This window comes from Pseudoalteromonas obscura (assembly GCF_030135505.1).
GTDB lineage: Bacteria > Pseudomonadota > Gammaproteobacteria > Enterobacterales > Alteromonadaceae > Pseudoalteromonas > Pseudoalteromonas obscura.
This window is the reverse complement of the sequence record NZ_JASJUT010000003.1, coordinates 648,203-675,190: the sequence shown is the minus strand read 5'-3', so window position 1 is coordinate 675,190 and position 26,988 is coordinate 648,203. Positions and strand designations below refer to the sequence as shown.

Genomic DNA, 26,988 nt, shown 5'->3' with positions numbered 1-26,988 from the left:
CCGACACCATAGTCATTGCAGTTTTTTAGGAAAGCGCACTATAAACTTCGCACCACTTGATTGATGCTCATAGCTTATTTCCCCTTTTAGGATTTGAACGACTGAGTTGTACGCAATATTTAAGCCTAACCCCAGTTTCCCTTGGCCCAATTGACTGGTGTAAAAAGGGTCAAACATATGCAGCTGATCTTCTTCGCTGATCCCAATACCATTATCTTGGTAGGTGATTACCACGTATTCATCCTCTTCCTCAACATCGATGTTAATTTTTCCTGGGGATCGGGCTGTAAAACCATGTGCGCAGGAGTTGTTAACCAATTGAGCGACAACTTTTAGTACAATTTCAGGGTGAGAATGGGCATGTACCGGGTTGCCAAATACGGTGAGGTTGATGTCCTGCTCAAAGCTTTGGGCGAGCAATTCACATCGCTCTGTAAGGTATGCAAAAACTTCAAAATCAACGGCTTCACTGGAATCTAGATTGGCAGCAATCATTTTAAATTGCGCAATCAAATCGGCTGCGCGGGTGGAGTTGTTTGCTGTCATTGCAAGCATCTCTGACGCTTCTTCTAAAAATATGGTCAGTTGACTAGCGCTGAGTTTTTTAACCGTGAGTAGTTCGCGTATTTCTTTTAGTTTGTCTTCAAGACATGATGCAGAGGTGACCACCAAGCCCAACGGCGTATTTATTTGATGAGCCATTCCTGAAACTAGCGTTGTCATGGCTGACATTTTCTCTGACTCCAACAGCTGCTTTTGTGTCGCTTTGAGGTTTTCTAGAGTTTCAGTGAGTGTTTGGTTCTTTGACTTGATCCTGCGAACAAAGAACACGGTGAGCAGTGTAATGATGGCTGCGGCTATCAATACAACAATGAGCTGCTCTCTCGCAGCTTGAGTATTTATCTGGTGCAAAACATTTTCCTGCGTTAGCTTGGCAATATCTCGCTCTTTAATTGCTAGATTCATTTGTGCGGAGTAAAAGGCAACGCCTATTTCAGCTTGCCCTTGTAAATAGTCAAACTTGCTTTGCATCAGGGGCTTAGAAGTTTCAAGTGCACTTTTCCAATCTTGGACCTGTTTAAAATAATCTACTAGCAATTGATATGCTTGGGTTTCCTCTTGAAGTCGAGAGTGCTCGTCACTCAACGCAATTATTTTCCTAAGCTGAGACTCAACATCACGATATGACTTTTGCATTATCTTGATTTTAATTGCGTCAATTTGTGGTCCGATACTGTCGGCAATTGCATTGCTTTGTTGGCGGATCTTAATTGCAGCTGCTAAGTGTTGCCCTGCTAATTCAAGCTCTTCAAGTGCAAGGTAGGTTTTACCTAAATTATGGTGAGACCACGAACTATGGTAAGTCAGGTTATGTTGTTCTCTGAGGTTTAAGCTTTCTAAATGCAGTGCTAAGGCTTTTTGGTATTGCTCCAAACCAAAATAAGCTTCGCCTAGATTATTTAAGCCGACGCCCATCTGTTGCGGCAGATCTCTTGCTTTTGCATCTTGATAAAAGCGTTGAAAGTAGGTTTTTGCGTCCTCAAATCGACCGAGCTTGAGGTAGACATTGCCGATATTGTTTTCGGTTTGACGCAAGAACAATTCAGTGTCCATCAAGGCGGCTAGTTTGTAGCTTTCTAGATAACTTTCCAGTGCTCTCTCATATAGCCCCATACGAGTTAATGCACCGGCTGTAAGGCTATGGTAGCTAAATAGGATCGTTGGATCTGAGACGTCAATACTCATTTTTTTACACTGCGACAAAGTTGAAATAGCGCCGTGAATATCGTCAGTTTGAATCTGAAACCAAGCTTTACCGTACAGTAAACGTATTTTTTGTCGAGTGGTGAGCTTTCCACTATGCCTGATCAGGAGTTCTTCAGTAGTAATGATTGCTTGAAAAGGAGATTGCGAAGATGCACTGCGTATTTCAGTTCTGAGCTGTTCAAATTCATCTTCGTTGAAAGGTGCTGCCAAGGCTGCTGTGCTAAAAAACAGGACTATCAAAATTGTACAACGTAACAACATCAACGTCGTCTCTCTTTAAACTGCTAAAAAAATAAGCATAGCAGTAAATTGGATATACGCATTGGTAAATTTAAATAAAAATATAAAGGAGGTTTTTTATAATTATATTAATATTTAACGAGCTTGTTTTGAGGGGGTTTATTTAATTTGAGTTGGTGATGTTGTGAGTGGTGGTTTTTAATTTTATATTTAATGGTTCTTTTAATTGATTTTTTACTGGTTCGTGGGTTTTTAGTATATAGAGGTGGTAAATGCCTGTTTTTTATTTTTAAAATATAAATGGCAGCAGGGTAATGTTTAACAGTGAAATTTGACAGCACAAGTTAATGTGCTGCCTTGGGTTAAGCTTGTTTTATTTAACAGTGATAGTTTCAATAACCTGGCCATATTCACCATGGTTATCGAGTACGACAACACTAACGAAATAATCACCCGGGGCAGGGAAGGTGCGTGTGACCTTTACGTCACCATCTGCAAATCTATCATCTGAGCCAATGCGCCATAAACGCCTAACGATTTGGCCATCAGCATCAGTTGATCCTGACGAGTCAAACTCGCAGGTCAAGCCGTTACACTGATAGGTTAACTTCGCAACGGGAGGAACTGTGCCCGGTAAGTCCATAGTCACCTCTTTGTTGGCGCGTACTCCGTTGGCATCTTCTACCTCCAATGCAATTTTGTAGGTGCCCGCTCGTCGATTGACAAACTCTATTTGTTTACCAAAGTACTCAAACTGAGTTGCGTCATTGCTTATGTACCAGCGGTATTTTAAGCCTGCTTTGTCATCGGTGCTGTTGGAAGCGTCAAATTTACACGCACCAAATGTGCAATTTGGTGTGAAGTTAGCTATCGGCGCTCGGTTTTGCTCACTGGCATCATCATCAATGGTCAAATACTTGGCGTATTTTACGCCCCATTGCCCTGTCGTATCTTGCGCTTTAATAATGATCGTGTAGCGGCCATCATCCCAATCACTTGTATCTAGGGCATAGTTAATCTTTTCTCGTGGGGAATCATAAATGCCGTCAGCGGGGGGAAGTATGAGGCGTTGGATCCGGCCTTCTCCTTGTTTTCTGACGGTTAGCCTTACTTTTTTGATAGCCTGGCTCGGTGGTGCAACACCAGATAGGGATGGGCCAAATGCATCATCATGTACGTCAGCAATAAGGTTTATCGGGGTTCCTGCCGGTACAGCTGTTTCCCCAGCGCCTTCTAACCTGAAATCTACAATTTGTGGTCCACCTGAGAGCTTATATGGTTTTTTCGCTACTTTCGCAGCGTAAATAAGTGCCTGAAGGTTATTGGGTAAAATCTCCCCTTCGAAATTAGAGCAATTCTCGAAGAAGGTTGAACCGAGTTCAAACGTATAAGCCGCCACGCCTAACTCGCCATATGCGTAGCCGTCAGCTGAACCACCGGCATTAAATTGTTCACTGATTTGTAGCGCTAGGTAATCGTTATAAGCTGCCATTCTATGACCTAACATAGACAATCCGGCCGCGTTTGGTGGTGGCGTCGTGTCGTGTGACCAAGGCCACATAACAAAACGGCTGAAGCTATGAATATCAATAAATACGCCCGGAGTATCTAATGGCGCAGCATCAGTGAGTGAGTCACCACGGTTGTCTCCAAATAATGCTTTGACATAAGCTTGAATAGCTTGTGTTTCAGGCTCAGAGGCGGGAACTGGGCCATGGAATGTACTGGCGCATTGTTCATCTGTCGATCCTGAAGTTGCCGCCCAAGCGAAGTCAAAATTTCGATTTAGGTCAACACCACGGTCTTGCTCGCTTTGTGCACAATAGCTTGTATTGGTATTCTTGCGCCATAGCAGACCCTGCTCGGCATATTTACGTCCATCTGGGTTGGCAATCAGAAGAATGTGGATCTCTCTTTGATTTAAAATCCAATGAATGTCGGCGTCCGTCGTTCTATTTTCTAACAGGTGCTCAGCGAGGCGCAGGGTTGTTGCTCCTGGGGTGTACTCTCTTGCATGTAATACACTTTGCATAAATAGAGCCGGAAGTTGTTTATTTTTATTACGTTTTTTGTTTTTCAGCACCAAGACGGTTAAGTCGTAGCCGCCTATACTTTGGCTTTTTTCCCAAGATGGGCCTATGGATTTTAGTTCAACAAAATCCGGGTATTTTTCGGCGAGCTGTTGAGCTCGTTTATGTGTTTCTTCTACGGTTGGATAACAAGGGAAATTTGGAATTGAAGTCAATACTTCAGCGCCTGATGTAGGCGTTGCGGACATACTTTTCATTGCTTTTGGCAGAGTCGGTGCGGCGAAAGGTTTTGCTATAATTTGCTCGACAATAATCACTCCGGTCTGAAGTATAGTATTATATTCCTTCTTGTTTAATGAAAGTTTAAATGCATTGTGCGATGCATCAATTATTTTTTCATGGTATAGCCCAGAATAATGAGCTTTTTGCTCTGGGCTATTAAAGTAAAGTAAATAGGCTGATTGGTTTTCTTGCTGGTTTAAAAATTGTTCGGGTGTTTTTTCGTTGTGAGTGTAAGCACTTGAAGTAACTATACTGAGTGCTGATAAAATGCTTGCCTTTATTATGTTTTTATTCATTCAATGTCCTTTTATATTTATCTTTTAACTCTCATTACCCATACTTTCATACTTTTCTCGTTAAGTATATATTTTGTTCTATTTTTTATTTCTCTGCTTCAGTTGAGTTTTGAAAGTGTAAGTTGATGTAATTAATGTATATTTTTATTTTTGGTGCGTGCGTTGCTTTTTGCTTTTTATTTATATTAAAAGATTTATAATAAGATTGGCTTGAGCTTGTTGTTTTTTCAGTGAGGTCTACCTTTACTATCATATCCAATGATAGCGTAACACTAACTATAAACTTTCATTAGGCGGTAGATAATATGTTGAATGGCTTTCATCACGTGGCGGTTATATGTTCAGATTATAAAAGGTCCAAAGCGTTTTACACCGAAGTACTTGGTTTCACTATAGTTGCTGAAAACTATCGGCAGGAAAGAGATTCATATAAGCTTGATTTAGCGTTGGAAGATGGCAGCCAAATTGAGCTTTTTTCTTTCCCTGAACCACCAGAGCGACCCAGTAGGCCAGAAGCAGCAGGGCTTCGTCACCTCGCATTTAAAGTAGTCGATATTGAAGCCGCAATTTTAGATCTGCATGAACAGGGAGTGTCTACAGAGCCTGTTAGAGTAGATGAGTACACAGGTAAAAAGTTTACATTTTTCCAAGATCCGGATGGATTGCCACTAGAACTCTATGAAGTGACCTAGTGACAAATACAGAATTTGCTTAGTCGCTACCTAACGGATCAAATAATCGAAATGGGAGAGCGGTTTATATTGACTGAATCTAAAGCCGTGTTTTAAGTGGTCACAGTGCTCTGGCAAACATTGCCCAGAATATGACGCTCACATGAGAGTATGCGACTATAAAAGCTCAAGACCTTAATAATGCTCAAAGTACTTGAGCAAGAATTCAATTGCAAGCCGTGTCCTAAGGGGCTGAAATTGACGATTTTGATAGACTATCCAGCTGGTGGCGCCGGAACTCCAAAAAGGCGCCAGTACGGGTATGAGCGTGCGCTCTGATATTGCACTATCAAATGTGCGCTGTGGCATATAGGCAATACCTAATCCTGCGGCACAGGCAGACACAACCACATTGGCATTATTGCTGCGCCAATTGCCTTTCACCTTTATTGTGTGTTTAGTATCATCAATTTGAAATACCCAGTTATCGTTGTTTGTAATTACGCAGTTGTGTTGTTTTAACTGCAAGGGGTGAGTAGGGGTGCCATACTCTTTTAAATAGGCTGGGCTGGCCACTGCCATCATTGAACGGCTCACCAGTTTACGTGCGATCAGATTTGAGTCATTGAGTTCACCATAGCGAATAGCGAAGTCTATACCATCTTCAACAAAATTGACCATGCGACTGTTGAAATCAATGTCGATAGATAGCTCGGGGTGCAGTTTTGCAAACTCCATAAGGGCTGGTGCAATATAGTTTTCAGCAAATCCACCTGCTGCGCTTACTCTGAGTGTGCCACTGAGGTTAAATTGTTGCTGTGCTAATTGCTCGTTTGCTTGCTGTAAACCTGTGATCAGTTGTTTGCTTTGTTGATAGTAAAATGTCCCATTTTCTGTGAGGTTTATCTGCCTTGTTGTACGTGCAAATAAACTACACCCAAGTCGTTGCTCTAATCGAGCAACTTGCCGACTTATATGACTTGTACTGCAATTTAGTACTTTGGCAGCAGAGGAAAACCCGCCGCTTTCTGCAACTGCGACAAACTCAAAGATACCCTCAAAACTATCCATTTGGACTCCACTTCTTACCACGTATTCATGAGTGTCTACTATTATTGCTAATTAGCAAAAGAGTTTAACCAATTTAGCTAATTATCATTTATATAGAAAAAATATAAAGTACTTATCGAGATAACAAAAGCCAAAGGTCAATTAAGATGAAAAAAGTTTTGATCCCTGTAACAAATCACCCTACGTTAGGTAGCACAGAGCAGCCAAATGGTACCTATGCGCCTGAGTTAACACATGTTGTCGCTATTCTAAATGCTCACAATATCGGGTTTGACATAGCATCCCTCGCTGGTGGCGAAGTGCCACTATATGGTACTGATATTGAAGATGATCAAGTTAATTCTGACGTACTCTCAAATCCTGATTTCATGGATAAAGTGAACAATACGCAGGTCATTTCTAAACTCGACATTGAATCCTATGCCGCTATTTTCTACCCCGGTGGTTTTGGTTTACTAAATGATCTTGCCGAGGATAAGGTGATGGCTTCACTGGCGGCCAAGCATTATGAAAGTGGCGGCATCATAGCTGCTGTATGTCATGGGCCTGCTGCGCTCTTGCCAATTACTTTGAGTTCTGGCGAGTTATTGTTAGCGGATAAAAAAGTCACGTCTTTTACGCGAGAGGAAGAAGTGGACTTTGGCACCATTGAAGACATTCCTTTTTTGCTTGAGGAGTCTTTAACGCGAAAGGCTGCTCAGTTTAACAAAGTACAACCTTGGCAGAGCTTCGTAATCGAAGATGATAGGCTTATCACTGGGCAAAACCCTGCCAGTGCGCATGCTGTTGGCGAGTTATTAGTGAGCAAAATTGCACGCTAGGTTAGCGTATGCAGGTATAGATAGGGAATTAGTTAATGATAACCGTTCACCATTTAAATGCATCCCGCTCAACACGCGTTATTTGGTTATTGGAAGAGCTGAGCATGTCATATCATGTGGTTCAACACCTGAGAGATGAAACCACTAAACTGGCTCCTGCTAGTCTTGGCAAGATCCACCCTCTGAATAAGGCTCCAATTATTGAGCACAACGGCCATATAATTTGCGAGTCTGGGGCTATATTGGAGTACATTCTTGACCAGAGTACGCAAAACCACCTGCGCCCAGACAAACAAAGTAGTGAATATTATGCGTATTTGGAGTGGATGCATTTTGCTGAAGGGTCGCTTGGGCTGCCTGTGATCACCCATTTGTTAATGCAAATGGAAACTCGATCTGGAGATGCGCCTCTAGATGGATATATAACCAAGGAACTGAATTTAGATTTGAGCTATATCGATTCAATACTTGCGCAGCGCACGTATTTCGCTGGCGCTATATTTAGCGCGGCAGATATCATGATGGCGATATCTTTAGAGATAGCGGGCAGTTTAGGACTGTTGGAAAACAGGCCTAATATCCAATCATATCTTGCTCGCATTCAGGAGCGAACTGCCTATAAAAAAGCACGCGAGTTTGGTTAGGTATTTTGGCTAGATATAAGGTAAATAAAAGAGCTGGTCCCAGCTCTTTTTAGGGTTTAGTTTGCAGCAGAGATACTATTACTGATCTTTTGCGATCTTTGTGTACATTGATCGATATTATCTTTCACGATGTCTAGTTTTCCTTTGATCCCTTCGATGTGTTGCCAGTCGAGAAATAACTGTTCAACAGCGTGCTTTTGAGCACTTGAACAGGCCAATAAAAAGTTATAAGGAAACCATTGCAGGGCAGATTGAGCAACCCGTTTAAAAATTTCTGATTCACGCTTTTTTATTTGTTTTGCACTGGCTAGCCTAAGCGCAGGATTAAAAATTGGGTACTGAAAACGATAGTCTATTACCATACCTTGCGTGGCATCACTGAGTAACAGGTCATAATAGAGTGCAACGTTTTCTTCACTACTTACATAGCCAAGTGCGGAGAGCATATCGTTTTTGACAGAGCTGGGCATCTGCTTAAACTGTTTTATCAGCTGCTTATATTCTGACTTTGTGGCACTGTTTGCCAATACGGATACCATATCTGAAAAGTATGCGTGTGATTGACTGTGCGGTTTTTTATAATGGTGCAATGCGGCAGCAATGGCAGTAGGTCTTTTTAAATATAGACCGAATAGCTTAAGTGTATCCCCTCCAAATGGTTGAGCGAGAATATCTGACCAATCGAGTTTGTGTTTTATATGCCTATTCAAGTAGTCGGCGAGTTTTTCTTGGCTGCCGAGTTGTGCGTGCTCCAAAAATGCGTCAAGTAGTTTACCAATGAGCTCATTTGCTTCAGAGGTATCAATATCGAGTTGGTTTAACTCTTTTACAATACCTTGAATATAATCCATATAATTGATGTACCCAGTTATAGCAAGTGCTTGTTGATTATCTCTAAAGGATGCCTGCTCAGAGGCGTTCAATTTTGAAAACGGAAACTCTTCGAGCCCAGTATTGTCCACATAGCGAAAATATCCGACGCCACCAGCATCGATGAACACCGCTTTAGTTTGGGGTGTGATTGACAGTGTTTCCTGATCACCTTCTAGTGTGAGTTTACGCTGAGAAATGTTACGTCCATCCCAAAGTTTGATGGTCAGTGGGACAGTCCAAAATTGATTTTCTCTGTTTAACCAATCTTGCTGTTCAAACACTAAATGTTGTTTGTTTTTAGAGACAGAAATAAGAGGGAAGCCAGTACTTTGTGTAAAACTAGCAATAAAGCGTTGTAAATGACGTGCTTTAAACAATTCAGAAAACTGTGTTGTACTGACATTACCACCAGCGAAGGAAAGTACATATTGCTGAATGTGTTTCTGAAAAGCAGACTCACCAGCGGCTTGTTCGAGCATTTCTAGGATTGCTCTGCCCTTGGTGTAGTGCAATTGCCCATAGGCTAATGTATCTTCGCGGTTTTTAACGTCAAATATAAGCGGTAAAGCATGGCTGTTGTCATCATAAAACGCTTTTGCTTGTGGAATATGGGTACAAGCAGCGTCATTCGGGTAAAGAGATTCAGTCACCTTGGCCGCAATAAACTCGGTGAACGATTCATTGAGCCAGTAATCATCGTACCATGCCATCGTAATGTCATTGCCAAACCAGCTATGTGCGACTTCGTGGGCAAGCAATTTTCTAAATTGGCAATGTGCATGGATTGATGCGTTTGGCTGTGGAATTTGATTTTCATTTAAAGATATTAAACCCAAGTTTTCCATTGCTGCGACACTGCCGAAGTTACCGATAACAAAGTCCAATCGTTTAAATGGAAAGGGCTTTGCTAAATATTGCTCAAGAAATGAGAGAGCGCCTTCTATTGTACTGCTGAAGTAGTCAGGTAGTGATACTTGATTGCCAGCTGGGCTATACACCTTGGTGTTCAAACTAGTGTTAGGAAAGGCTTGGGTTTTAAACTTTCCAACGGCCAATGTAAGAATATCTGTGTTCATACGAGGTGTGGTAGAAAACTCCGAGACCTTCATGTTATCTCTGAGTTCAACCGACCTTACGTTTGTATTGTGTAGTACTGAATAAGTTTTGGGCGTAGTAATGTGAAAAGTAAATTGTGTCTTTTTATCTGGCTCGTCCAACGTTGGAAAAACTCTGCGTGCTTCCATGGATTGGAATTGGGATAGTAAATAATTGTTGCCTTGGTTACCTTTAACCTGAAAAACCCCTTCAACATGTTGGGAATACTGTGCGCTATAGACAATATGTAATTGCGCAGAACTTTCCACCACTAGAGGTAATTCATGCTCAATAATTTCATATCGGTTGGGGGAGGTGACGGGGAGTGACCAGTGCTTACCTTGATAAATAAGTTGCACTTCTTTGATATTCAGGTTTTTACTATGATAAGCCAGTATTTGGCTGGGCTTTTCTAACTTAAACTCAAGCGTTGTAGAACCTATAAGTGTAACCTTATTAGGGTCCAACTCTAAATGCACTATTTGTTGTTGCAGTGATAAATGCTGTGGCAAGCGGTGCTCTGCAGCATAGGCTGCACCTAGCCATAAACTCATGCATAAGACAACTACATAACCAATTTGCGTAAGATTCATATACTTCCCATTGAGGTTTTTTATTTGGGCCTTCCAAATAGAAAAAGAAGGTACTGTGTTTGCCAGCATAATACAGAGCCTGTATTCAAGTCGCACATATTATCTAGTTTTTAATTGAGAACATGGCCCCAAATATGCTAGGTAAAAAAGGTGAAATTATAGTAATACGGTCATATTTGTTTTGTCAGATGTTTCGAACTTAACTAAGCTCAATAGGAGAGACATTTTTATAGGCGGCAAAATGGCCCTGTTGTTACGAGCATTTATCCTGATATGTTTATTTTTTGGTTATGCTTGTCATGCAGCTAAAACCGTGTCTGTTATAACTCTTCCAGATTATCCTCCATTTGGCTTTTTAGATCAGGGTGACACACATGTAGCGCGTGTCGCACCAGGTGAAGATAGCCCTAACTTTCAAGGGTTTGCATGGGATGTTGTACGCGAAAGTTTTCACGAGATGGGGTACACTGTTGAACTTTGGGTCGTACCTTGGGCGAGGGCATTAACTTACCTTGAGAGTGGGCGAGTTGATTTAATTTTTCCTGTGAGCATTAGCGAAGAGCGCCTAAAAATATATAAGTACTCTAAAGAGTACGTGAATACGGTCTATTACCGCGTTTATGTTTTAAAAGAACAGTCATTTGTTTGGAATTCATTGGATACTTTGAACGGAAAAACCATTGCACAAATGCGCGGGTTTAATTACGGCGCTCAATGGGAAGCGGCAACAGGTATAAAAAAGTATGATGTTGGTAAAATCATTCAAGGATTTGAAATGCTTAAGAGTAACCGGGTTCATGGATTTGCTGGGTATGAAGGCATATGGGACATTGTATTGCAACGGCATAACCTTGAAGCAGAATTCACTAAATTACCTATGTTTGACAGCAACAAAGAGTTTATCGCTGCTTATTATGCCAATCCAATGGCGAAAAAATTATTGAAACAATTTGATCTAGGCCGCCAGCGGATCTCAAAAAATGGCACCTTAAAACACATTAAACAAAAATGGTCAGGTGTTTTGACGGACCCCAGTGAGTCGATTGAAGACAGCAATTGAACTCCCTTAAAAAATTGATTTAGCGCAATTAATCTTGCTCCCCACCTTAAGCTCTGAGCCTACCTGCCGATATCGAGAAATAACTGGATTATAAGGATAAGTATGAAAGTAACTTCGAACAGCCAAATGGCTGTTTATTCACTCGCGTATACTCCCAAGCAACCTAGGCGACCTTCAAATGAGGGCGAGGCAAGTCTCGATACTATATCGTTGTCGCCAGAGTCAAAAAAAATGCACCCACTGCTGGCTGCATCTAAACGTCTTGCGAATTCGGCTGACCTAGTCGGTGCCGCTAAAGTCAATGGTGAAGGGCAGCTTATTGGCTATAGCAAACTTAACTCTCCAGAACAGGTCAATGAATTTATGGCAGTATTTGAGAGCGTGTCTATGGAACACCAAGACAAATTGCGTTATTTACCTGTTGATGAATCATTTTTAGATCTCACTGATAAGCTTACAACGCAACAAATCGAAACGGTAATTGATAGCGCGTTTTCACTTCATAAAGATCAAGTGCTAAATCAAAACTATATGCCAGAGCAAATTATTGACTACATACATGGATTGGCGGCGTTATCGGATGACAAACTAAATACAACGCTAGGCTTGACCAAGCAATTACTTGATATTGGCGAGCAAGAGTTACTTGAAAGGTCTGTGAGCAAGCGCTATCCGCCGGGGACTATGTGGGGTACAACTGAGAATAAGCGGTTGTATAAGCCTGATTATGAGCACCCCACGGAAGGCTTTGTGACCGATGACCAAGTCGGTGCACAAATGGTTAAGCGTTTAACTGAAGCTGCACAGCAGCTAACAACGGATGAGCTAACTATGCTGGGCCAAAACATAGAGGGGCGCAGCTACCTAGCTACTCGCGGCATACTCGATATGGCCGCACTCTCGTCGAGGCATGATAAAGGTGCTTTTTTTAACTTACTCAGTGAGCCGAGTGAGCAGACAGATGCGCTCTTTGAGCTGTTCGGCGCGCAATCGGACAAACTGGAATTTACGTCTTTTTATCATGCGAGTAAAAACCAAGATAGTGAGGACAAGCACCTTGTTAAGCTTTATTACGCCTATAATACGGACTCTGATGAGCAGCGCCAGAGCATGATGGCGGATATATTAGCTTTGCATAAAACCCACGGTGCTGATTTTCTAAATGAGGCTGCACAGTTATTACGTGACGTTGATGCATCTGACAGAGCTGATGTTTGGCAGCAGTGGATTGAGGTGAATGACGACACTAGGAAGACGACAATTGATAACCTCGCAGAGCAAATTGATGCAAACAAAGATAACTCAGCGGTAAAGCAACAGCAGCTTCGAGATGAAATACGTGAAAGCTTCAAGTGGCATTTTGAGTCTGGGTTTGACTCCGAGTTAAGGGAGATTGAGCTTTCTAGGAAATCAGGGAGTGAGCATGTGTAGCATAGCGTTGTAAAGACGTAACAAGTGTAGTGGCTCATACCTGATCTTGCAGTTTAGGTGAACAAGCTTAGACTTTACCTTAGAGGCAGATGTAAGCGGCCTAGGGTAGTCGATAAAATGAGTAGTAATAGGCGCAGCCCAATCTCATAATAACCGCTTCGACACCGCAACCGAAAATAGTACAAGTAGCCAAAAAATAAGCTTAAAAATATAAGATTAATGTAGGGTGAGAGGCTTAACTCCTCTCACGGTATTTTATGGTTCTGGTGTCTTTGTAATTTGCTAATGTAATCAAGAACGACAAGTCTGTCTCCGTCAGCTTAGTTAATGGAATACCCGATACGGCCGTTGATTATGACGGTGTCGATTTTCTCTATATCCCTAATATTATCCCACGGATAGCCATTTATTATGAGGATATCGGCAAGTTTTCCCTGTTCAATGGTTCCAAGTTGCTTTGACTGTTTAAGGGCTATTGCGCCATTTCTTGTCGCGGCGATAACGGCTTGAGTATCACTTAAACCAGCATCAACTAAACGTTTTAATTCCATATGATAACTGTATTGACCTTGTACTTTTACCGGTGAATCAGTGCCAACTCCTAACATGACATCAGATTGTGCCAAGTGTGGGATGTTTAAGTGACCCTTTGGCTCTCGGGCGAGCGTGGGAACATAAGTCACTTGATTGTTTGTAACAGCATCAAGAGTTTCTTGGCGAATGATGTTTCCATGTCGAATACCGTGTTCAACACTTGTCACCCCAGTGTTAATTGCTTCGATTGTTTCGTTTTGACCACCTGTGTGCGCCGCGACCCAAAGGCCATTCTTTTCTGCAAGCGAGGTGATAGTAGCCAGTGTTTCCCGAGACATTCGAGGCATTTCAATATCATTAACGCTGTCGGTGTGACCTTGATAAACAACCTTAATACCGTCAATCCCTTGTGACATTAACTGTTCGATTTGTGTCGTGATCTGCTCTGGTGAATCTGACTGAAAAGTCATTTGTTTTAGTACCCAGGCTGGAATGTCTTTACGTTGGGTGGGGTGACCACCTGCAACGGTAAAAATTGGGCCCGCGACAAATAATCGAGGACCAGCTAATTTATCTTGAGACAATGACTTTTTTAAATCAAAGATGGCTGGCGCTATGTCTCCAAGCGAGCGATAACTGGTTACGCCAGCTTGGATTAGGTCTTGTCTAACACTGGGTAAAAAGCGAAGTTGAGCCCAAATTGTATTTAGCATGTTGTCATGTTTGGATTGCTCTTTCCCCCCAAAGAAGTGGCCATGCAAATCAATTAGACCAGGCATAATTGACTTTCCCGTGGCGTCAATTATCAAAGTTGTTTCCGTAACATTACAACTTTCTCCAAGACAAGCGATTTTACCATCAGCTACCAATATGCCCGGGTTGCTTGTTGCAAATTCTGAGGTGGCGTCAAATAAAGTGCCGCCTTGTATCCACATATTTTGTTGCGGTTTTTCCCAAGTGTACAGGTCGTGTTTATACGCTAGCACCAACGCTAAACCAGAAATAATTAAAAATACTAACAGATATGCAAAGAGCTTTTTCATAACTTTTCTCCGGCTATTGGTCTTAATTAAATTTTAATTTGGTGTTGTTCAAAGTACCTCTGGAGCCGTTCGAACGCAGTTGCTGTAGTTTGGCCACTCCACGGATATCAAGGTCACCAGCGTCATTCATTTCTATGTTTGAGTTTTCTACTTGAACGACAAGATTCGCGTTAGCAGTGTCGTTAATTTGTACACTGAGTTGTTTGGCAGTTAAGGATAAGCTTGTGATATCGCCGGATCCTGTGGTCTCAATAGAGATTTGGTCTGCGATCAATTGGTTTTCGCCTGTTAATGTGGCAGAACCTGAGGTTTTAATGTTTTTTAATTTTTTGTATGACACGTAAACTTTTACCGACTCACCACTGTGGTAGCCTTGGGTGGTCACGGTTAAGGTGCCATTTTCAATGTGTGTGATTACATCTGTTATGGGTATGCCACGGGCGAATACTTTGATTTGTTGATGATCGGATTGAGTGATAAAGACATCAGCAAGTCCACCAACAACAATACTGTCAAAATCTTTGACTTCTCTTATTTCTTGCTGACAGATAAAGTTGGTACAGCCTGACAAAATAGTGGTGAATAAGATTAAAACAATAGATAGTGAGTGATACATATTAGCCCCTAGCGCTTTATTGATGTGGGTATTATTGAGAAAACGCTAGATGTAAGTAATGGAGTAATGTCATGAAAAAACATGACATTTGTCATTTGTCTAAAAAGCAGTAGTTTATGAGATTGAGTGGTGATTAAGAAAGTAACCAATTGTGCTGATTAAACTGGTTAAGGCAGCATAATTTTTGTGCTGAAATTAATGAAATCAGAATCATTGACTTATATCTACCCAATGACCGCTTTTGGCACACCGCAGTTATTCAATGTCTCGTTTGATGCAACCATAAAAATCAAATCTGGCAGGTAAAGGCTCATTCATATTAAGGGCTGTCGCGTGTGCACTTCTCTCTAGTTGAAATTCTTGATAAAGCATTAGCAGTTCGACTGCTAAGCCAAGTTTAATCTGCCTGTAAATTGTGTATGCATCATCTGTCTGTGACCTTTTCCCAATGCTTTGTTATATAATTTTTGACTCTGAACGTAGCAAGGCATATTGGTATTCATCACTCCATTCACCTTTAAAGAATATATTTTTTATAAAGTGGCCTTCTCGACGAAAGCCCATCTTCTCGAGTAACTTATAAGAAGCAATATTTCTTGTATCGGTCGTAGCAATGATTCTGTGCTTACCTAAACAGCCGAACAGATAGTTTATTAGGCCAGAGATCGCTTCTGTCGCCACATTTTTACCTTGAAATTCAGGTGCGACAGTAAAACCAATTTCAACTTGTTCAGCATCAATGAAATGAATAGCGAGATCTCCAACTATGGCATCATTACTCTTATCTGAAATAGCTAATTGATACCATTGTCCAGCAGCGCCAAAAGTGGCGTAATCCATACTCTCAAATAGCTTAATCGCATCTTGATAGGTGTAATCTGCCCAGCTCTGGTATCTAGCGACTGATTCTGATGCTCGGTAGTTCGCAAATTTCACCAAGTCTTTTCGTTCAAAAGGGCGAATAATGAAGTTGTGAGTTGTTATTTCTATGGAAGACATCTAAACACCTTTTATACACCTAGCTACTTTGTAGGATATAAACTTATTCAGGTTACTGGATAGGTACGAAAGCCTTATTTTGGGCCAAGAGTCCATCTCTTCTTATAATATCTAAATTTTGTGTGATTTATAACCTAGCTTCTATTTTCTTTACAAACTTGGCAATTTTAGCTTCTGTAAGGCTTTCGCTTTTGTACAGTGACAGCATTTTGAAATTACAGTTTTTTGCACAGGCGCCAAGCAACGCGATTTTTAGAACTTTTTTTACAGGTTTTCTTAAGATAAAAAAGTCCACCCACCAAGGAGAGCCAAGAGTAGTGATAACTGTCATTTCCTTTAGGTTGGTCAGGGATTGTTTTATCGGTCCATAATCGGAAGCATGTTCATAAGCATGCCCTGGTGCCCATATGCGGTCAAACCATCCTTTTAGAATTGCGGGAAAACTAAACCACCAGGTGGGGAAAATCAAAACTAATGACTCAGCTTGTTTAAGCTGAGCAATATCCAATTCGATTTGTGATTGGTCAAACTGGCTTTGGTAGTAGCTTTCGCGCTCTCCTTTGGTCAACACAGGATCAAACTTTTCTTGATAGAGATCCTTAACAGTGACGGTGTAGCCTTTGGACTCTAAGCGTTTGATTGTTTTTTCGGCTAAGTGTTTACATAAACTGTTTTCCAGTGGGTGGGCTAAAACAACTAAACAATTCACCAATGCCTCCTTGTGCACTTGACGGTTGGGACAGACTTTTCGCCTGCCATGAAACACAGACCGTTATGGCATGGTTGAGCGTTGGCGGCGAGTGTCTCTTTGTGGGCTGATTATGGCATTATCCTTTATTAGCAATAATCCCAATGCGTCATTAGTATCCACAGCGTTGTGATACATAGCAAGTGCAATCTGTATTAATTTTGAAAACAAATGCGACTCATCGAAAGAGGCGATATTAACGCTGCGAAGATCTAATGGGCCACATGACAATGGGTAATCGAAGTATCGAGTTTGCCTTCAATTCAAAGTTGTCATTGCGCATTGTGTGTCTGTGGTTTTCGTAGCTGCTCTACACACCAACAGGTTTTAGGTCTTGTGTAGCTTATGTCCCATTTTGCCAGAGTGATTGAAAGGGATCTCCATCTAGCAGGGCAACACCGCCCAAAACATGAAGGTCGATAACGACCTTATATACTTTTAATCATATGTAACATTTCAGGCTTAAAACCTAAATTTTCATAAAACTGGTTGGCTTTTAGATTATTGGCAAATACTTCGAGATGTAATAAGCGACACCCTTGGCTTTTGGCCCACTCTTCGGCACTGGCCATTAATAGCTTCCCAAGACCCAGCCCTTGAGAATTAGGAGATACAGCGAGCAGTGGAACGGTACCGCATGTTTCGCCTGTAATGCCATCTTGGTGCGTTCGCACATGTACAAAACCTTGAGGCATATTGTTAACCTCAGCAACTAAAGTGATATTTGGAACCGATGTCTTTGAGAGCATTTGTGTAATGTAATCATCTTGCATTTTTTGAATCGCTTCGTCAGTATGCCAATCTAATTTGGCAACCTCAGCTAAAGAAGGTGAAAGCTCAAAAATAAAAGCCCTGTCATCGTCATTGGCCTGTCTTATTATTACATCGTTTTTCATATAACTTTCTTAATTATTTTTAATTACAAAATACTTAGCGTTTTAGCTAATTCAATACTTAGATAAAATTAGCGCAAAAAGTGTGTTTTATAGGGTGAGGTTGACGCTCTGTTCTTTCTCTCTATAGAGTATCACTTTGTCTTAAGTTATCTATATTTTTTTAAAGCTTTAAGCAAGAGTGGTAAACAACTTTTTGGTTAATACTGATGAACCCACTATGTAAATGAATTTAACCTTGGCAATTATTTTGGAGCTTAAGGGAGAGAGAACACTACTCATTAGCAAGGTAGTTATCAGAGTATGTTTATAAGATTAAAATCTGTCCGTTAGATAATAAAAAGAACCAAGCCTTAGGTATATCCTTATACTATAGTGATTGGTTCCATTGGCTAAATCTTATTTATCAGATACCGCATAGACGAGTGAGCACTCACCACTTTCTGATGTTCTTATCCAAATAGGGTGGCCTGTAGTGTGGGCTGTTAATAACAGTGAATACACGGCGTTATAATTTGAATCTTCAGGTCGTAATTTTATATAACCAGAGCTTCCTGCCTCGCATGATAGCTTTGACTCGTCGCCGGAAGTACTTATTGATACACCGCCTTTAGCTATAGTAACAATTCTTGTGATTTTGACATTAGTACAGCTTACTCCAGCACACTCGGCAGCGGCATTAAAAGAAAAAAGTGAAGCAAGTGCGGCAGTTAAAAAAATAAATTTCATGATCTATCCATAGTTATAATCGTTAGTTTGGTGAATAGATAACGCTATTATATTTTTGTAATAAATGAACGGAGGCCATACAGCGCGCTCATTTAGGTTGTGACTTATTTGTAGTTAGGTATTTATATAATACAATTTGAAAACAAGAAATGTACATTCCTTGCCTCTTTCAATTTATGATGATTGCCGTGATGCAGCCATCACTTTTCAATAATAACTGCAACACATTCGGTTATAAAATCAAAACATCATCATGTTGATTGCAGGGAGCAATGCCTCGAAACCATAAACATACACTTCAGCGCTTTTATCCGCAGAATACCCTTCGGAGTCAGATACAGAAACCGTCACATTGTAACGTCCTTTATTGGCATAGCTATGAGTTACAGAATTCTGCGAGCTTGAACTCGCTCCATCTCCTAAAGACCACAACCAAGAGGTTGAATCTACGATATCTTCTATTGAATAGGCGGCGTTAATCGTAAGGTTACTGCCAACGTATACGGAATAATGGTCGTTGTCTAACAATACGCTAGTTTGTACTTCGGGGCCGTAAAATGTGCGCACCATCAAAATATCCGTCTCACTTAGTTCGCCATTACCATTGTATTGCGGATTACAGTAATTCATGACAGAGCTCAAGTCCCAGCGGCCGATGTCGATATCGCCATTTGTCCCTTGTGTAGGCTCATCGCATGTATCCGGTGTGTCTTGTCTATTTTGTTCGTGAGCAAACCCAAGGGCATGACCAAACTCATGTACGGCGATAACTTCATTGCACCACCTGCGGGAGGATTGACAGTTTTGATTCCAATTCTCATATGTGAAGTTTAAACTCATACCATTTTGACGCCCACGTATTCTGGTGCCTAGCCCGTCTACATGCGCTCCAAATTCTGTGCTATCAGCCACTTGAATCCTGATGCCATCTGAGCTTCTTTCACATTCATTCCAACCAAAAAAGTTTACGTTTGAATTGGCTTCCCAAGAGTTTTCGACAGCCTCCTGTACTGATGCTCTATCTGCTGCTGTCGAGTCATTGAGGTTTTCCCAGCAGACATGAATGCTGTTAGTATTCCAGATGGTGCTGGTCAAAACATGACCTCTAGTGGTTACATCGGCGCTGGCTATTGAGTTGAACAATACAGCCATAGACAACACTGAAGTTTTCAACAGAGAAACGTGCATAATTGATTTCCTTGATTGTGATATTAATCTTTTCAAATTAACAATAATTAAGAGTTGTAAATTAGTATTGTTAAATGTATTTATGACGGTTATATGGCTTTACGTTGAATTATTAACTATGTATTCAACGTGCAATCATGCGAAGTTCATGAAGTTTTAAATATGAACTTTACTTGGCCACTTTTAATTTTATTAAGCATGTCTATTGTGTTTTTAATTATAAATACCCCTTAAACTCTTGGGTTGAATTATCTATTTTTATTGCGTTTCTGATGCATTTTTTATTATTTAAATGACCAAGTAGTGCATTGCAGGAAGAAGACGAATTGTTTAATTTTCAGCACAGAAACTAGGCTGATACTGATAGACAAACTGGGTTTTGGTTAGGCTAAGGGCGTTAACAGCACTGTGTTCGCTTGCCAGCTTGTCAAATAAATCGGCCGCACGTGATGCAACCTTTTGACTGTAATCTCCCTGATTATCTTGGTACTTAAATGATAATTCGGCAATTAAAGGGGTATTTGATTGCTGGGCGGTGTACCAGAGTGTCAGTGCAAACTCCGCGTCTTGTTTGCCTAAATCAATCACAATGCCTTCGTAAACATATTCAGAGATTGCTAATCCAGAAACCGCCTGTAAAGTTAGGGAGCTTGAAAGCTGGTATTTTTGGTGAAATCCCGAAAAGTGATAGTTAATATCTTTTACTTCATTGATATTACGTGTGTTAGGGGTTTTGGTAGAATGACTGTAGGTGACCTTCCAATTTCCTGATGCCGCAATACTGTAGTCGGCTTCGAGCTTAGTTTTTGCTTCATCAGAGTCGGCAGATAAGTCTTCAAATGCAGATAGGTAACGATCGGTATGGCGGTATTTTAACGTGACCTCAGATCCATCTTGATCTGTTCTTTCTCTAAACACATAACCTAGTTTTGCGAGAGTACATTCATGGATAATGTCATAAAAAGTGACCTTGCGCGTTTTTGCCAAAAATACTGAACCAGTCGTATTTTTGCTGGTGGCTTGGCGGGCGAGAGGCGCAAGCTCTGTGAATACGCTGTTTACATCTGACAACTCTGTTGATTTGGTGAATAAGCTCGTGTCTAACATGAGTTTGTACTCTTTTGAGTCGACAACTGGGTTGGCGCATGCCATGTTGGCGTAGCAAAAAGCAAGCAGGGGGAGAGTAGCTCGGTAGTTCATAACTTTCCTTATTATATTGTGGTTAAAAGCGGCCGAAGCCGCTCAAATGGTTATTTGTCGAATGTGAGGTTTTCAAATAAATAGAGCGTGTTGCCATCAACTTTTGATTTGGCAGCATCTAAGTACTTCTGCTCCAAAACGCCACCGGTTGACCAAGTAGCAAAGTCATCATCGTTGAGTACGGCCAGTCGACTGTTATCGATTAGCCACATACCTTCAAGCTTGTCATGGGGGTATGCAATTTCTTGCACTAGATCCAATACCAGAGACTTGCTAACAGGCGTGATCGCATGCGCTGAGAGTGTATCCCATCCTGACTCTAGCACTGTTTGCTCGAGCGTTTTTCCCGCTACCAATAAACCTAAGTTGGGATCTTGCGTAAGGTCTGTTGTTTCAGCTACCTGTTCAAGATCGCTTGCTCCTTCGAGGTTAATTTTATAAATGCGTTTCATGGCTTCAGGGTTTTGCTCATAAAATGCACCATCTCGTTCAATAACTAAAAATTCGGTATTCGAAAGTGCCACAATGCCTGAATTGGAGTTTTGCGCTTTTTCTTGTTTATATAAAAACTGCCCAATTTGCTTCGTTTTCAAGTTAACGGTCACAATGCGAGTGATATCGAGTGCCTTAACTGCTTTGTCCGGGTTGTAGAGCGTTGATTGCATAATCCCCACAAGTGTTGTTTCGTCAGGTGTGATTGCTAAGCCTTCCATGCCTCTATTTGCCCTGCGATGTTCATATTCTTGCGGTAAATTGATAGTGACACGTTCATCATGGGAAAATGCATTGATACGACCTATCTCTTTACCGTCGCTATCAAAGTGCACAATGTGCGGACCGTACTCGTCGCTCACCCAAAAACTGCCATCCGACAGAGCCACAAGCCCTTCGCCGTCTAATCCATAATCATCCAACTTAATTGGGTTGTGCGTTTGATCAAAAGGCTGAGCTTGATCAACCAAAACAGGTTGGCCTTCAACTGTGTATGGCGTCTCTCCGGTTCCACCTAGATCGGAAGTGTTAGGCAGGCCGCTAATAGGTGTGCCATCGGGCCTTTTGAGAAGGATTTCTTTTAATTTATTTACCTTACCAGTGGCGGTCAATTCGAATAGACCGATACGCGGCGTATAGTCAGGAGTTGGGAATTTTTTTCCTTTGCCGTAGTCGCCCGTGAAACTGGCATTTGGGCCTCGATCTGTGAGTGCATAAAATTGATTTTTAATGCTTGGGTGCGCCACCATATCTGAGCCATATCCGCCGTTACGAATTTCGAATACACTGCCTTCAACACTGCCGTTTTGTATATCTTTTCTCAGTGCTGTATAGGGCAGCTTTGCGCCATTGGCGGTGAGAGGAGAAGGCTGACACACGTAATTAGTTTGATTGATTTCATTGTTATTTAGCGCGCCGTTACTATTTTGATCGACCCCAGAGTGCACAGCTACACCGCCAAAAAAGCAATGGTTATCGCCCATATTGAGCACTTGTTGATCGATGAGGCTCGCTAGGCCTGCATTTCCATCTTTACCAGCGGAACCTTCCACGCCGTTTTGGCCTGCTTGTCCATTTGAACCATCTTTGCCGTCGTCACCACTGCAAGCACTTAAAAGCCCTGCTAATAAACACGTTATTAGACTTAAATTAACCTTATTCATTTTTAACTCCTTATTATGTAATGCTCAAAGGCATGCTTTGATTAAAACGTGAGCTAGCATATACATCACTGGTCATAGATTTATGACAATAAACAAAGAAAGAGTTTGATATGTCGAGCCGGCTTTGGGGATCAAAAAAGGGCAAGTTTATAAAAGCTGGCTTTGTCTAGTTGATGCTACTGAAAGTCAGATCATCGCTTAAAAGGGCAAATGCGTTTTAAACTCGATGATAAAGAGTGGACATTTGAGCTGATTGAGTACGCACAAGAGGGTATCACTGTATGTGATTATGAAGTGGGTCAATCTTGTGAAACCGAAATGACATGGTTATTTAATAAACCAGAATAATTACTAGAAACGTATTTGACGGTAATCGAATAGGTTTTCACGAATGTAATTAAATAGCGCGCTCGGTGTCTCACTTGGCGCGCTTTTTAGTTGCTAAAAGTATGCTGCAAAGCGTTTGAAGTGCTCATTAACTCTGTTGTGGTTTGCTCAGCACGAGCACTATTCCTGCAATCATCAAAGTTAACCCCGTAAGGCGCTTATAATCTAACGCGTACTGTTTGACCCCAAAAAAGCCGAAATGATCAATCACTACCATTGCGATGAGTTGACCTAGCAATACAAAAGCGATGGCATTAGCAATGCCAAATTTAGGCGCCACACAGCTAATAGTCAGAATATAAAACATGACAAAACATCCACCGAAATAAAAGTACCAAGGTGTGCCTGTTGCATAGAGTGTTTTGGGCAATCCGCTGGTGGTAAACAGGTAGGTAAGTGCGATACAGAATCCAACAAAAAGTAAAATGACAGCTGCAAGGGCTGTATTTTGCAGTTTATTAGAAAGTCCACCATTTAATGCCGCCATGATAGGAATACCCAAGCCCGCAACAAACATAATGAATCCGTATAGCATAAAGTTCTGTGTTCCTTGGAGCATGTTGTTTTCCTCGTTTCTATATGTTGTGGTCTGTACTTGAGTAATTGTCAGCCGTCACTTTATCCACCATCACAGCAGTTGTAAAATCCGGATTATTTATTTCACTGAACGTGTTAACCGCTTAATGGTTTGGATTGACGGCGCGCCATTACCTGTGATTGAAAAGCTAAAATCAGCCATAGCGTGATTGTTGACAAATTAATTGGCACTAGGGTGTATATGGTCATGAATATTAGCTGTAAATGCTGAAGTCAATAATGGAATACAAGTAAGGATGTGAATTTTCGTTTGGATCATAGAAACTAATTATAAATAGATTTATATTGTGTGGGATTTTTTAATCTACATTTTGTGGAAATTTAAAATTGTTTTATTTGCAATAAAAAGTAATAAAGAAGGAATTGTTTAAATGATTAAAAATACATATAAAGCGCTTATAGCTTTAGCTGGCTCAACCTTATTGATGAGCACAGCCCAAGCCGCACCTGTTTTGAATAAGGCCATTCATGAGTTTAATGCCGGACTTTATATTCAAGAAGAGTTTAATATTTTAAAAGATGACAATGTCACTGACCCAAACTATGCAAGTCAGGAGCTAAGGATCCAACTCAGTCCTGATAAGTCATATAGCCAGATTGGCTTTTACGATAAAATCCGAACTCAATATGGCCAAGCGATTGCGTACAATACCGTTGACAGGCGTTGGCTTAAGTTCAAAGGAAAAGTTTTATACTTTGCGGCTGTATCTGATGGCACAAATAAATTTGAGACCATCCCATTTCGGGTATTGAACCCCGCGGGGGAAGCTTCCGAGTGGGGAGAAATCAGGATCAGCCTAGATAATGCATTTGACGGGCACTATGATGTTTATCCAAGCGATGACTTCTCACAAACTAGTATGGGTCAACCCGTTGCTATTGATGTAAAAGCCAATGACAGTGATGTTCCCTATTACTTTGGCGTTGAAGTATATGCCAGTGCGGCCAATGGACGTGTCACTGTAAACAATGACAAAACGATCACTTACACACCAAATGCCGGGTTTGTTGGGCAAGATTCATTTAAATATCGCATTAAAGGAAATAATTTATATGATATTTCCAGTGCGCCTGCAACAGTCACTGTTGACGTAAACTAATTTAATACGTATTTAGGTTATAGTGCGCAATACAGGCTATTGCGCATTTCAATCAATACCTTGGTTTAATTTTGCTAATGGATGCTATTTTCTTTTATGTGTAGTGTTTTATGGTCATAGATTAAATCAAACTATCTAAAACGGTATATTTACATTGCGGCGCTTGAGAGTGGGCGCATTAACGTGTTTTAATTCAAAAGCGCTTCCGATGCTTTTTCAGTATCGCCTATTACAAAAAAATAAAAAATCATGAGAAAATAACATGTCAGCAAAAGCCATTATTATTGGGGCCACTTCAGGCATTGGCAAAGCACTTGCCATTCATATGGCAAAACAGGGTTATAAACTTGGTTTAACTGGGCGGCGTGAACATCTTCTGCATTCATTGCAACAACAACTAGGCACTCAAACTTGTATTTCCGTGATGGATATTGCTCAGCCACAAAACGCGATTGCGCAGCTTAAATATTTGATTGAACAGATGCAAGGTGTCGACATCATTATTATCAATGCGGGAATAGGCAGCTGCGAACCTGATTTCCCGCTCAGTGGAGAGCTCGAAACAATAGCTGTCAATGTGACAGGTTTTACTGGTATCGCCAATACGGCTTACCACTATTTTGCTCAGCAAAGGGTGGGACACCTAGTTGCGACGTCATCAATTATGTCATTGAGAGGTGGGCCATGCGCATCATATAACGCATCTAAAGCTTACATTGCCAGTTACCTTGAAGGTCTATATTGCCGAGCCTATAGAGACGGTATTGATATATCGTTGACGGATATACGACCAGGGTTTGTCGACACTGACATGGCCAAAGGCAATGGTATCTTTTGGCTGGCCCCCGTGGACAAAGCTGCACAACAAATTCTGTCTGCTATCGAAAAGAAAAAGCGTATTGCCTATGTTACTAAAAGGTGGCAGTTAATCGCGCTATTAATGCGCTTTATGCCCTTTAAAGGTTTCGTGAGGTTGATGTTAGGAGCAAGGTAATACAGGAAAGCTCACTGGTTAAAAGTGTGCTTATATTGTATCTCTTTTCGACATAGAGCAGTCATTGCGTGAAAGCACCTTAAATACGCATGTTGGACTTGTCAATCTAGGATATATAGCTAAGATCGAGCGTTTGAAATGTTTCATTACTTAACTGCTGAGCACCCTATGCCAAAATCTAGAACAAGCCAGTTAATCTATACAGTGGTACTGAATAGAGCTTTTTTACTGTTTCCTTTAGTGTTGATCTGTTTGTTGGTGACCAATATTACGGTGGAAGATCTACGCTTTTTATTTGGGCATATGGACGAACATGGCTACCAAAATATCATTGATAATGAAGCGACTATCACGATTTTATTAATTGGCTTTGGCGCAGTGATGGATGGCAGAAAGATTCTCTCTAAAAGGGCTTGGGACAGTAAACAAGACCCTAATCTAGAACAACATAAAATGTTAAACGAAACATCAGAATACTATGGCTTTATGCTGATTGTGATAGGTATATCCATTGAAATAGTTGATCAGCTAGCCAGTTACCTGCGTAATTTTCAAGTCGAGTTATTAATGTTTGAAGCTTGGTTTAGTATTGTCTTGAATGTGGTCGCTATCGGCGTAATGTTAAAGGCAGCCTACAAAATTGCTTTGATGGACAAGCAAGCGCATCAGCTATAGTTAGGTTAAATGATAAGACAGCCCTTGTGCTTTGCTGGAGGTAAAAAATGCTTGTTGATGCCAAACTGAGCTAAGCTTTTTACCTTCGCAACTCATCACCCACACAATGTTCGCAAACTGCGCAGCTTTAAAACCATAAATGAGGGCGTTAGGGTATAGCTCGGTGAGCACATTGGAAAGTTGCTCAATGTGTGACTGCTCAGTGAATACGGTATTGATAACAAGCCAGCCATTTTTCGCTAGTAAGTTTTTCAGGTTAGTGTAAAAGTTGCTATCAAAGATAAAGGGCACGAGCGTTTGGGAAGCAAAAATATCCACTATTAACAAGTCAATCTCATGTTTAGGTGCTTGTTGCACAAAATCATATGCATCCGCACAGTGGATCAGGTTGTTTGTTTGCTGCGGATTAAAGAATTGATTGTATATTTCTATAACTTGTGCGCTTTTTTCAACGGTTTCAACCTGTATATCTGGATTATGGGCATTGAGATATCGAAGCAGGCCACCACCGCCTAAGCCCAATTCAAGTACAGAGTTTACCTGCACAGCCTCTAACAACGGAATGGTCATAAATAACATATGAGGAAACATTAAGCTCTCAGGCTCCGCTTTTGACATAGCGGTTTGTAAAACGCCGTCAAGGCAAAACCAGCGCAATGTATCGTTTTCGAATACTTCGAATGTGTGTTGCTCAATTACTGTATTTAACAGTACGTTTGGCGGCGTCGAATTTACAGGTGAATCACTCATAAGACC

At 41.1% G+C, this 26,988-nt stretch carries 24 protein-coding genes; 9 read left to right on the top strand and 15 right to left on the bottom strand.

Features of this window, described 5'->3' with window-relative positions:
• Positions 1 to 12 precede the first annotated feature (12 nt).
• Together QNM18_RS11010 and QNM18_RS11005 are read right to left on the bottom strand one after the other, a co-directional pair.
• Positions 13 to 2,028 carry a tetratricopeptide repeat-containing sensor histidine kinase gene (locus QNM18_RS11010; RefSeq protein WP_284137224.1) on the bottom strand — a complete coding sequence of 672 codons (2,016 nt, stop codon included), beginning with the start codon at positions 2,026 to 2,028 and terminating at the stop codon, positions 13 to 15.
• A 352-nt stretch (positions 2,029 to 2,380) separates the two neighbouring features.
• Entirely contained in the window at positions 2,381 to 4,615 is a 2,235-nt protein-coding gene (locus QNM18_RS11005; RefSeq protein ID WP_284137223.1) for a M14 family zinc carboxypeptidase, read from the bottom strand.
• A 305-nt stretch (positions 4,616 to 4,920) separates the two neighbouring features.
• Here QNM18_RS11005 and gloA2 point away from each other — a divergent pair, with 305 nt between their 5' ends.
• Positions 4,921 to 5,307 carry an SMU1112c/YaeR family gloxylase I-like metalloprotein gene (gene gloA2, locus QNM18_RS11000; protein ID WP_211010645.1) on the top strand — a complete coding sequence of 129 codons (387 nt, stop codon included), beginning with the start codon at positions 4,921 to 4,923 and terminating at the stop codon, positions 5,305 to 5,307.
• A gap of 174 nt (positions 5,308 to 5,481) precedes the next feature.
• On the opposite strand, the gene QNM18_RS10995 is transcribed toward gloA2, so the two are convergent.
• On the bottom strand, positions 5,482 to 6,357 hold the full coding sequence (locus tag QNM18_RS10995) for a LysR family transcriptional regulator (RefSeq protein ID WP_284137222.1): 876 nt from the start codon (positions 6,355 to 6,357) through the stop codon (positions 5,482 to 5,484).
• A 146-nt stretch (positions 6,358 to 6,503) separates the two neighbouring features.
• Here QNM18_RS10995 and QNM18_RS10990 point away from each other — a divergent pair, with 146 nt between their 5' ends.
• Positions 6,504 to 7,178, top strand: coding sequence for a type 1 glutamine amidotransferase domain-containing protein (locus tag QNM18_RS10990; RefSeq protein ID WP_284137221.1), 675 nt, complete (start codon positions 6,504 to 6,506; stop codon positions 7,176 to 7,178).
• A gap of 35 nt (positions 7,179 to 7,213) precedes the next feature.
• Entirely contained in the window at positions 7,214 to 7,822 is a 609-nt protein-coding gene (locus QNM18_RS10985; protein WP_284137220.1) for a glutathione S-transferase family protein, read from the top strand.
• A 56-nt stretch (positions 7,823 to 7,878) separates the two neighbouring features.
• On the opposite strand, the gene QNM18_RS10980 is transcribed toward QNM18_RS10985, so the two are convergent.
• Positions 7,879 to 10,383: a M1 family aminopeptidase gene (locus QNM18_RS10980; RefSeq protein ID WP_284137219.1), complete on the bottom strand. Its 2,505-nt coding sequence runs from the start codon at positions 10,381 to 10,383 to the stop codon at positions 7,879 to 7,881.
• 241 nt (positions 10,384 to 10,624) lie between these two features.
• Between QNM18_RS10980 and QNM18_RS10975 the strand changes: the two genes are divergently transcribed.
• Together QNM18_RS10975 and QNM18_RS10970 are read left to right on the top strand one after the other, a co-directional pair.
• Positions 10,625 to 11,443: a substrate-binding periplasmic protein gene (locus QNM18_RS10975; protein WP_284137218.1), complete on the top strand. Its 819-nt coding sequence runs from the start codon at positions 10,625 to 10,627 to the stop codon at positions 11,441 to 11,443.
• Positions 11,444 to 11,545: 102 nt separating this feature from the next.
• Positions 11,546 to 12,874, top strand: coding sequence for a hypothetical protein (locus QNM18_RS10970; RefSeq protein WP_284137217.1), 1,329 nt, complete (start codon positions 11,546 to 11,548; stop codon positions 12,872 to 12,874).
• 320 nt (positions 12,875 to 13,194) lie between these two features.
• Here the strand turns inward: QNM18_RS10970 and QNM18_RS10965 are convergent, their stop codons facing one another.
• From QNM18_RS10965 to QNM18_RS10925, 9 genes are all read right to left on the bottom strand, one after another.
• Positions 13,195 to 14,451 carry an amidohydrolase family protein gene (locus QNM18_RS10965; protein WP_284137216.1) on the bottom strand — a complete coding sequence of 419 codons (1,257 nt, stop codon included), beginning with the start codon at positions 14,449 to 14,451 and terminating at the stop codon, positions 13,195 to 13,197.
• Positions 14,452 to 14,473: 22 nt separating this feature from the next.
• Complete coding sequence (locus QNM18_RS10960) at positions 14,474 to 15,067, bottom strand: GIN domain-containing protein (protein ID WP_284137215.1); 594 nt, start codon at positions 15,065 to 15,067, stop codon at positions 14,474 to 14,476.
• Positions 15,068 to 15,523: 456 nt separating this feature from the next.
• Positions 15,524 to 16,066, bottom strand: coding sequence for a GNAT family N-acetyltransferase (locus QNM18_RS10955; protein WP_211010657.1), 543 nt, complete (start codon positions 16,064 to 16,066; stop codon positions 15,524 to 15,526).
• Positions 16,067 to 16,193: 127 nt separating this feature from the next.
• On the bottom strand, positions 16,194 to 16,775 hold the full coding sequence (locus QNM18_RS10950) for an NAD(P)H-dependent oxidoreductase (RefSeq protein WP_284137214.1): 582 nt from the start codon (positions 16,773 to 16,775) through the stop codon (positions 16,194 to 16,196).
• Positions 16,776 to 17,242: 467 nt separating this feature from the next.
• On the bottom strand, positions 17,243 to 17,710 hold the full coding sequence (locus tag QNM18_RS10945) for a GNAT family N-acetyltransferase (RefSeq protein WP_284137213.1): 468 nt from the start codon (positions 17,708 to 17,710) through the stop codon (positions 17,243 to 17,245).
• Positions 17,711 to 18,106: 396 nt separating this feature from the next.
• On the bottom strand, positions 18,107 to 18,436 hold the full coding sequence (locus QNM18_RS10940; RefSeq protein ID WP_284137212.1) for a hypothetical protein: 330 nt from the start codon (positions 18,434 to 18,436) through the stop codon (positions 18,107 to 18,109).
• A gap of 240 nt (positions 18,437 to 18,676) precedes the next feature.
• Positions 18,677 to 19,624, bottom strand: a complete 948-nt coding sequence (locus tag QNM18_RS10935) for a M57 family metalloprotease (RefSeq protein WP_284137211.1) — start codon at positions 19,622 to 19,624, stop codon at positions 18,677 to 18,679.
• A 330-nt stretch (positions 19,625 to 19,954) separates the two neighbouring features.
• Positions 19,955 to 20,824: a hypothetical protein gene (locus QNM18_RS10930; RefSeq protein WP_284137210.1), complete on the bottom strand. Its 870-nt coding sequence runs from the start codon at positions 20,822 to 20,824 to the stop codon at positions 19,955 to 19,957.
• A gap of 50 nt (positions 20,825 to 20,874) precedes the next feature.
• Positions 20,875 to 22,479, bottom strand: a complete 1,605-nt coding sequence (locus QNM18_RS10925) for an esterase-like activity of phytase family protein (RefSeq protein WP_284137209.1) — start codon at positions 22,477 to 22,479, stop codon at positions 20,875 to 20,877.
• Positions 22,480 to 22,689: 210 nt separating this feature from the next.
• Between QNM18_RS10925 and QNM18_RS10920 the strand changes: the two genes are divergently transcribed.
• A complete protein-coding gene (locus QNM18_RS10920; protein WP_284137208.1) occupies positions 22,690 to 22,827 on the top strand; it encodes a hypothetical protein in 138 nt (45 codons plus the stop codon).
• Positions 22,828 to 22,954: 127 nt separating this feature from the next.
• Here the strand turns inward: QNM18_RS10920 and QNM18_RS10915 are convergent, their stop codons facing one another.
• A complete protein-coding gene (locus QNM18_RS10915) occupies positions 22,955 to 23,425 on the bottom strand; it encodes a DMT family transporter (protein WP_284137207.1) in 471 nt (156 codons plus the stop codon).
• A 409-nt stretch (positions 23,426 to 23,834) separates the two neighbouring features.
• Between QNM18_RS10915 and QNM18_RS10910 the strand changes: the two genes are divergently transcribed.
• The 3 genes from QNM18_RS10910 (at position 23,835) to QNM18_RS10900 (ending at position 26,232) form a co-directional block, all read left to right on the top strand.
• Complete coding sequence (locus QNM18_RS10910) at positions 23,835 to 24,563, top strand: Ig-like domain-containing protein (RefSeq protein ID WP_284137206.1); 729 nt, start codon at positions 23,835 to 23,837, stop codon at positions 24,561 to 24,563.
• Between the two features lie 262 nt (positions 24,564 to 24,825).
• Entirely contained in the window at positions 24,826 to 25,557 is a 732-nt protein-coding gene (locus QNM18_RS10905; protein ID WP_284137205.1) for an SDR family NAD(P)-dependent oxidoreductase, read from the top strand.
• A 138-nt stretch (positions 25,558 to 25,695) separates the two neighbouring features.
• A complete protein-coding gene (locus QNM18_RS10900; RefSeq protein ID WP_023402040.1) occupies positions 25,696 to 26,232 on the top strand; it encodes a hypothetical protein in 537 nt (178 codons plus the stop codon).
• Here the strand turns inward: QNM18_RS10900 and QNM18_RS10895 are convergent, their stop codons facing one another.
• Positions 26,233 to 26,982, bottom strand: a complete 750-nt coding sequence (locus QNM18_RS10895; RefSeq protein WP_211010677.1) for a spermidine synthase — start codon at positions 26,980 to 26,982, stop codon at positions 26,233 to 26,235.
• Positions 26,983 to 26,988: the final 6 nt, after the last annotated feature.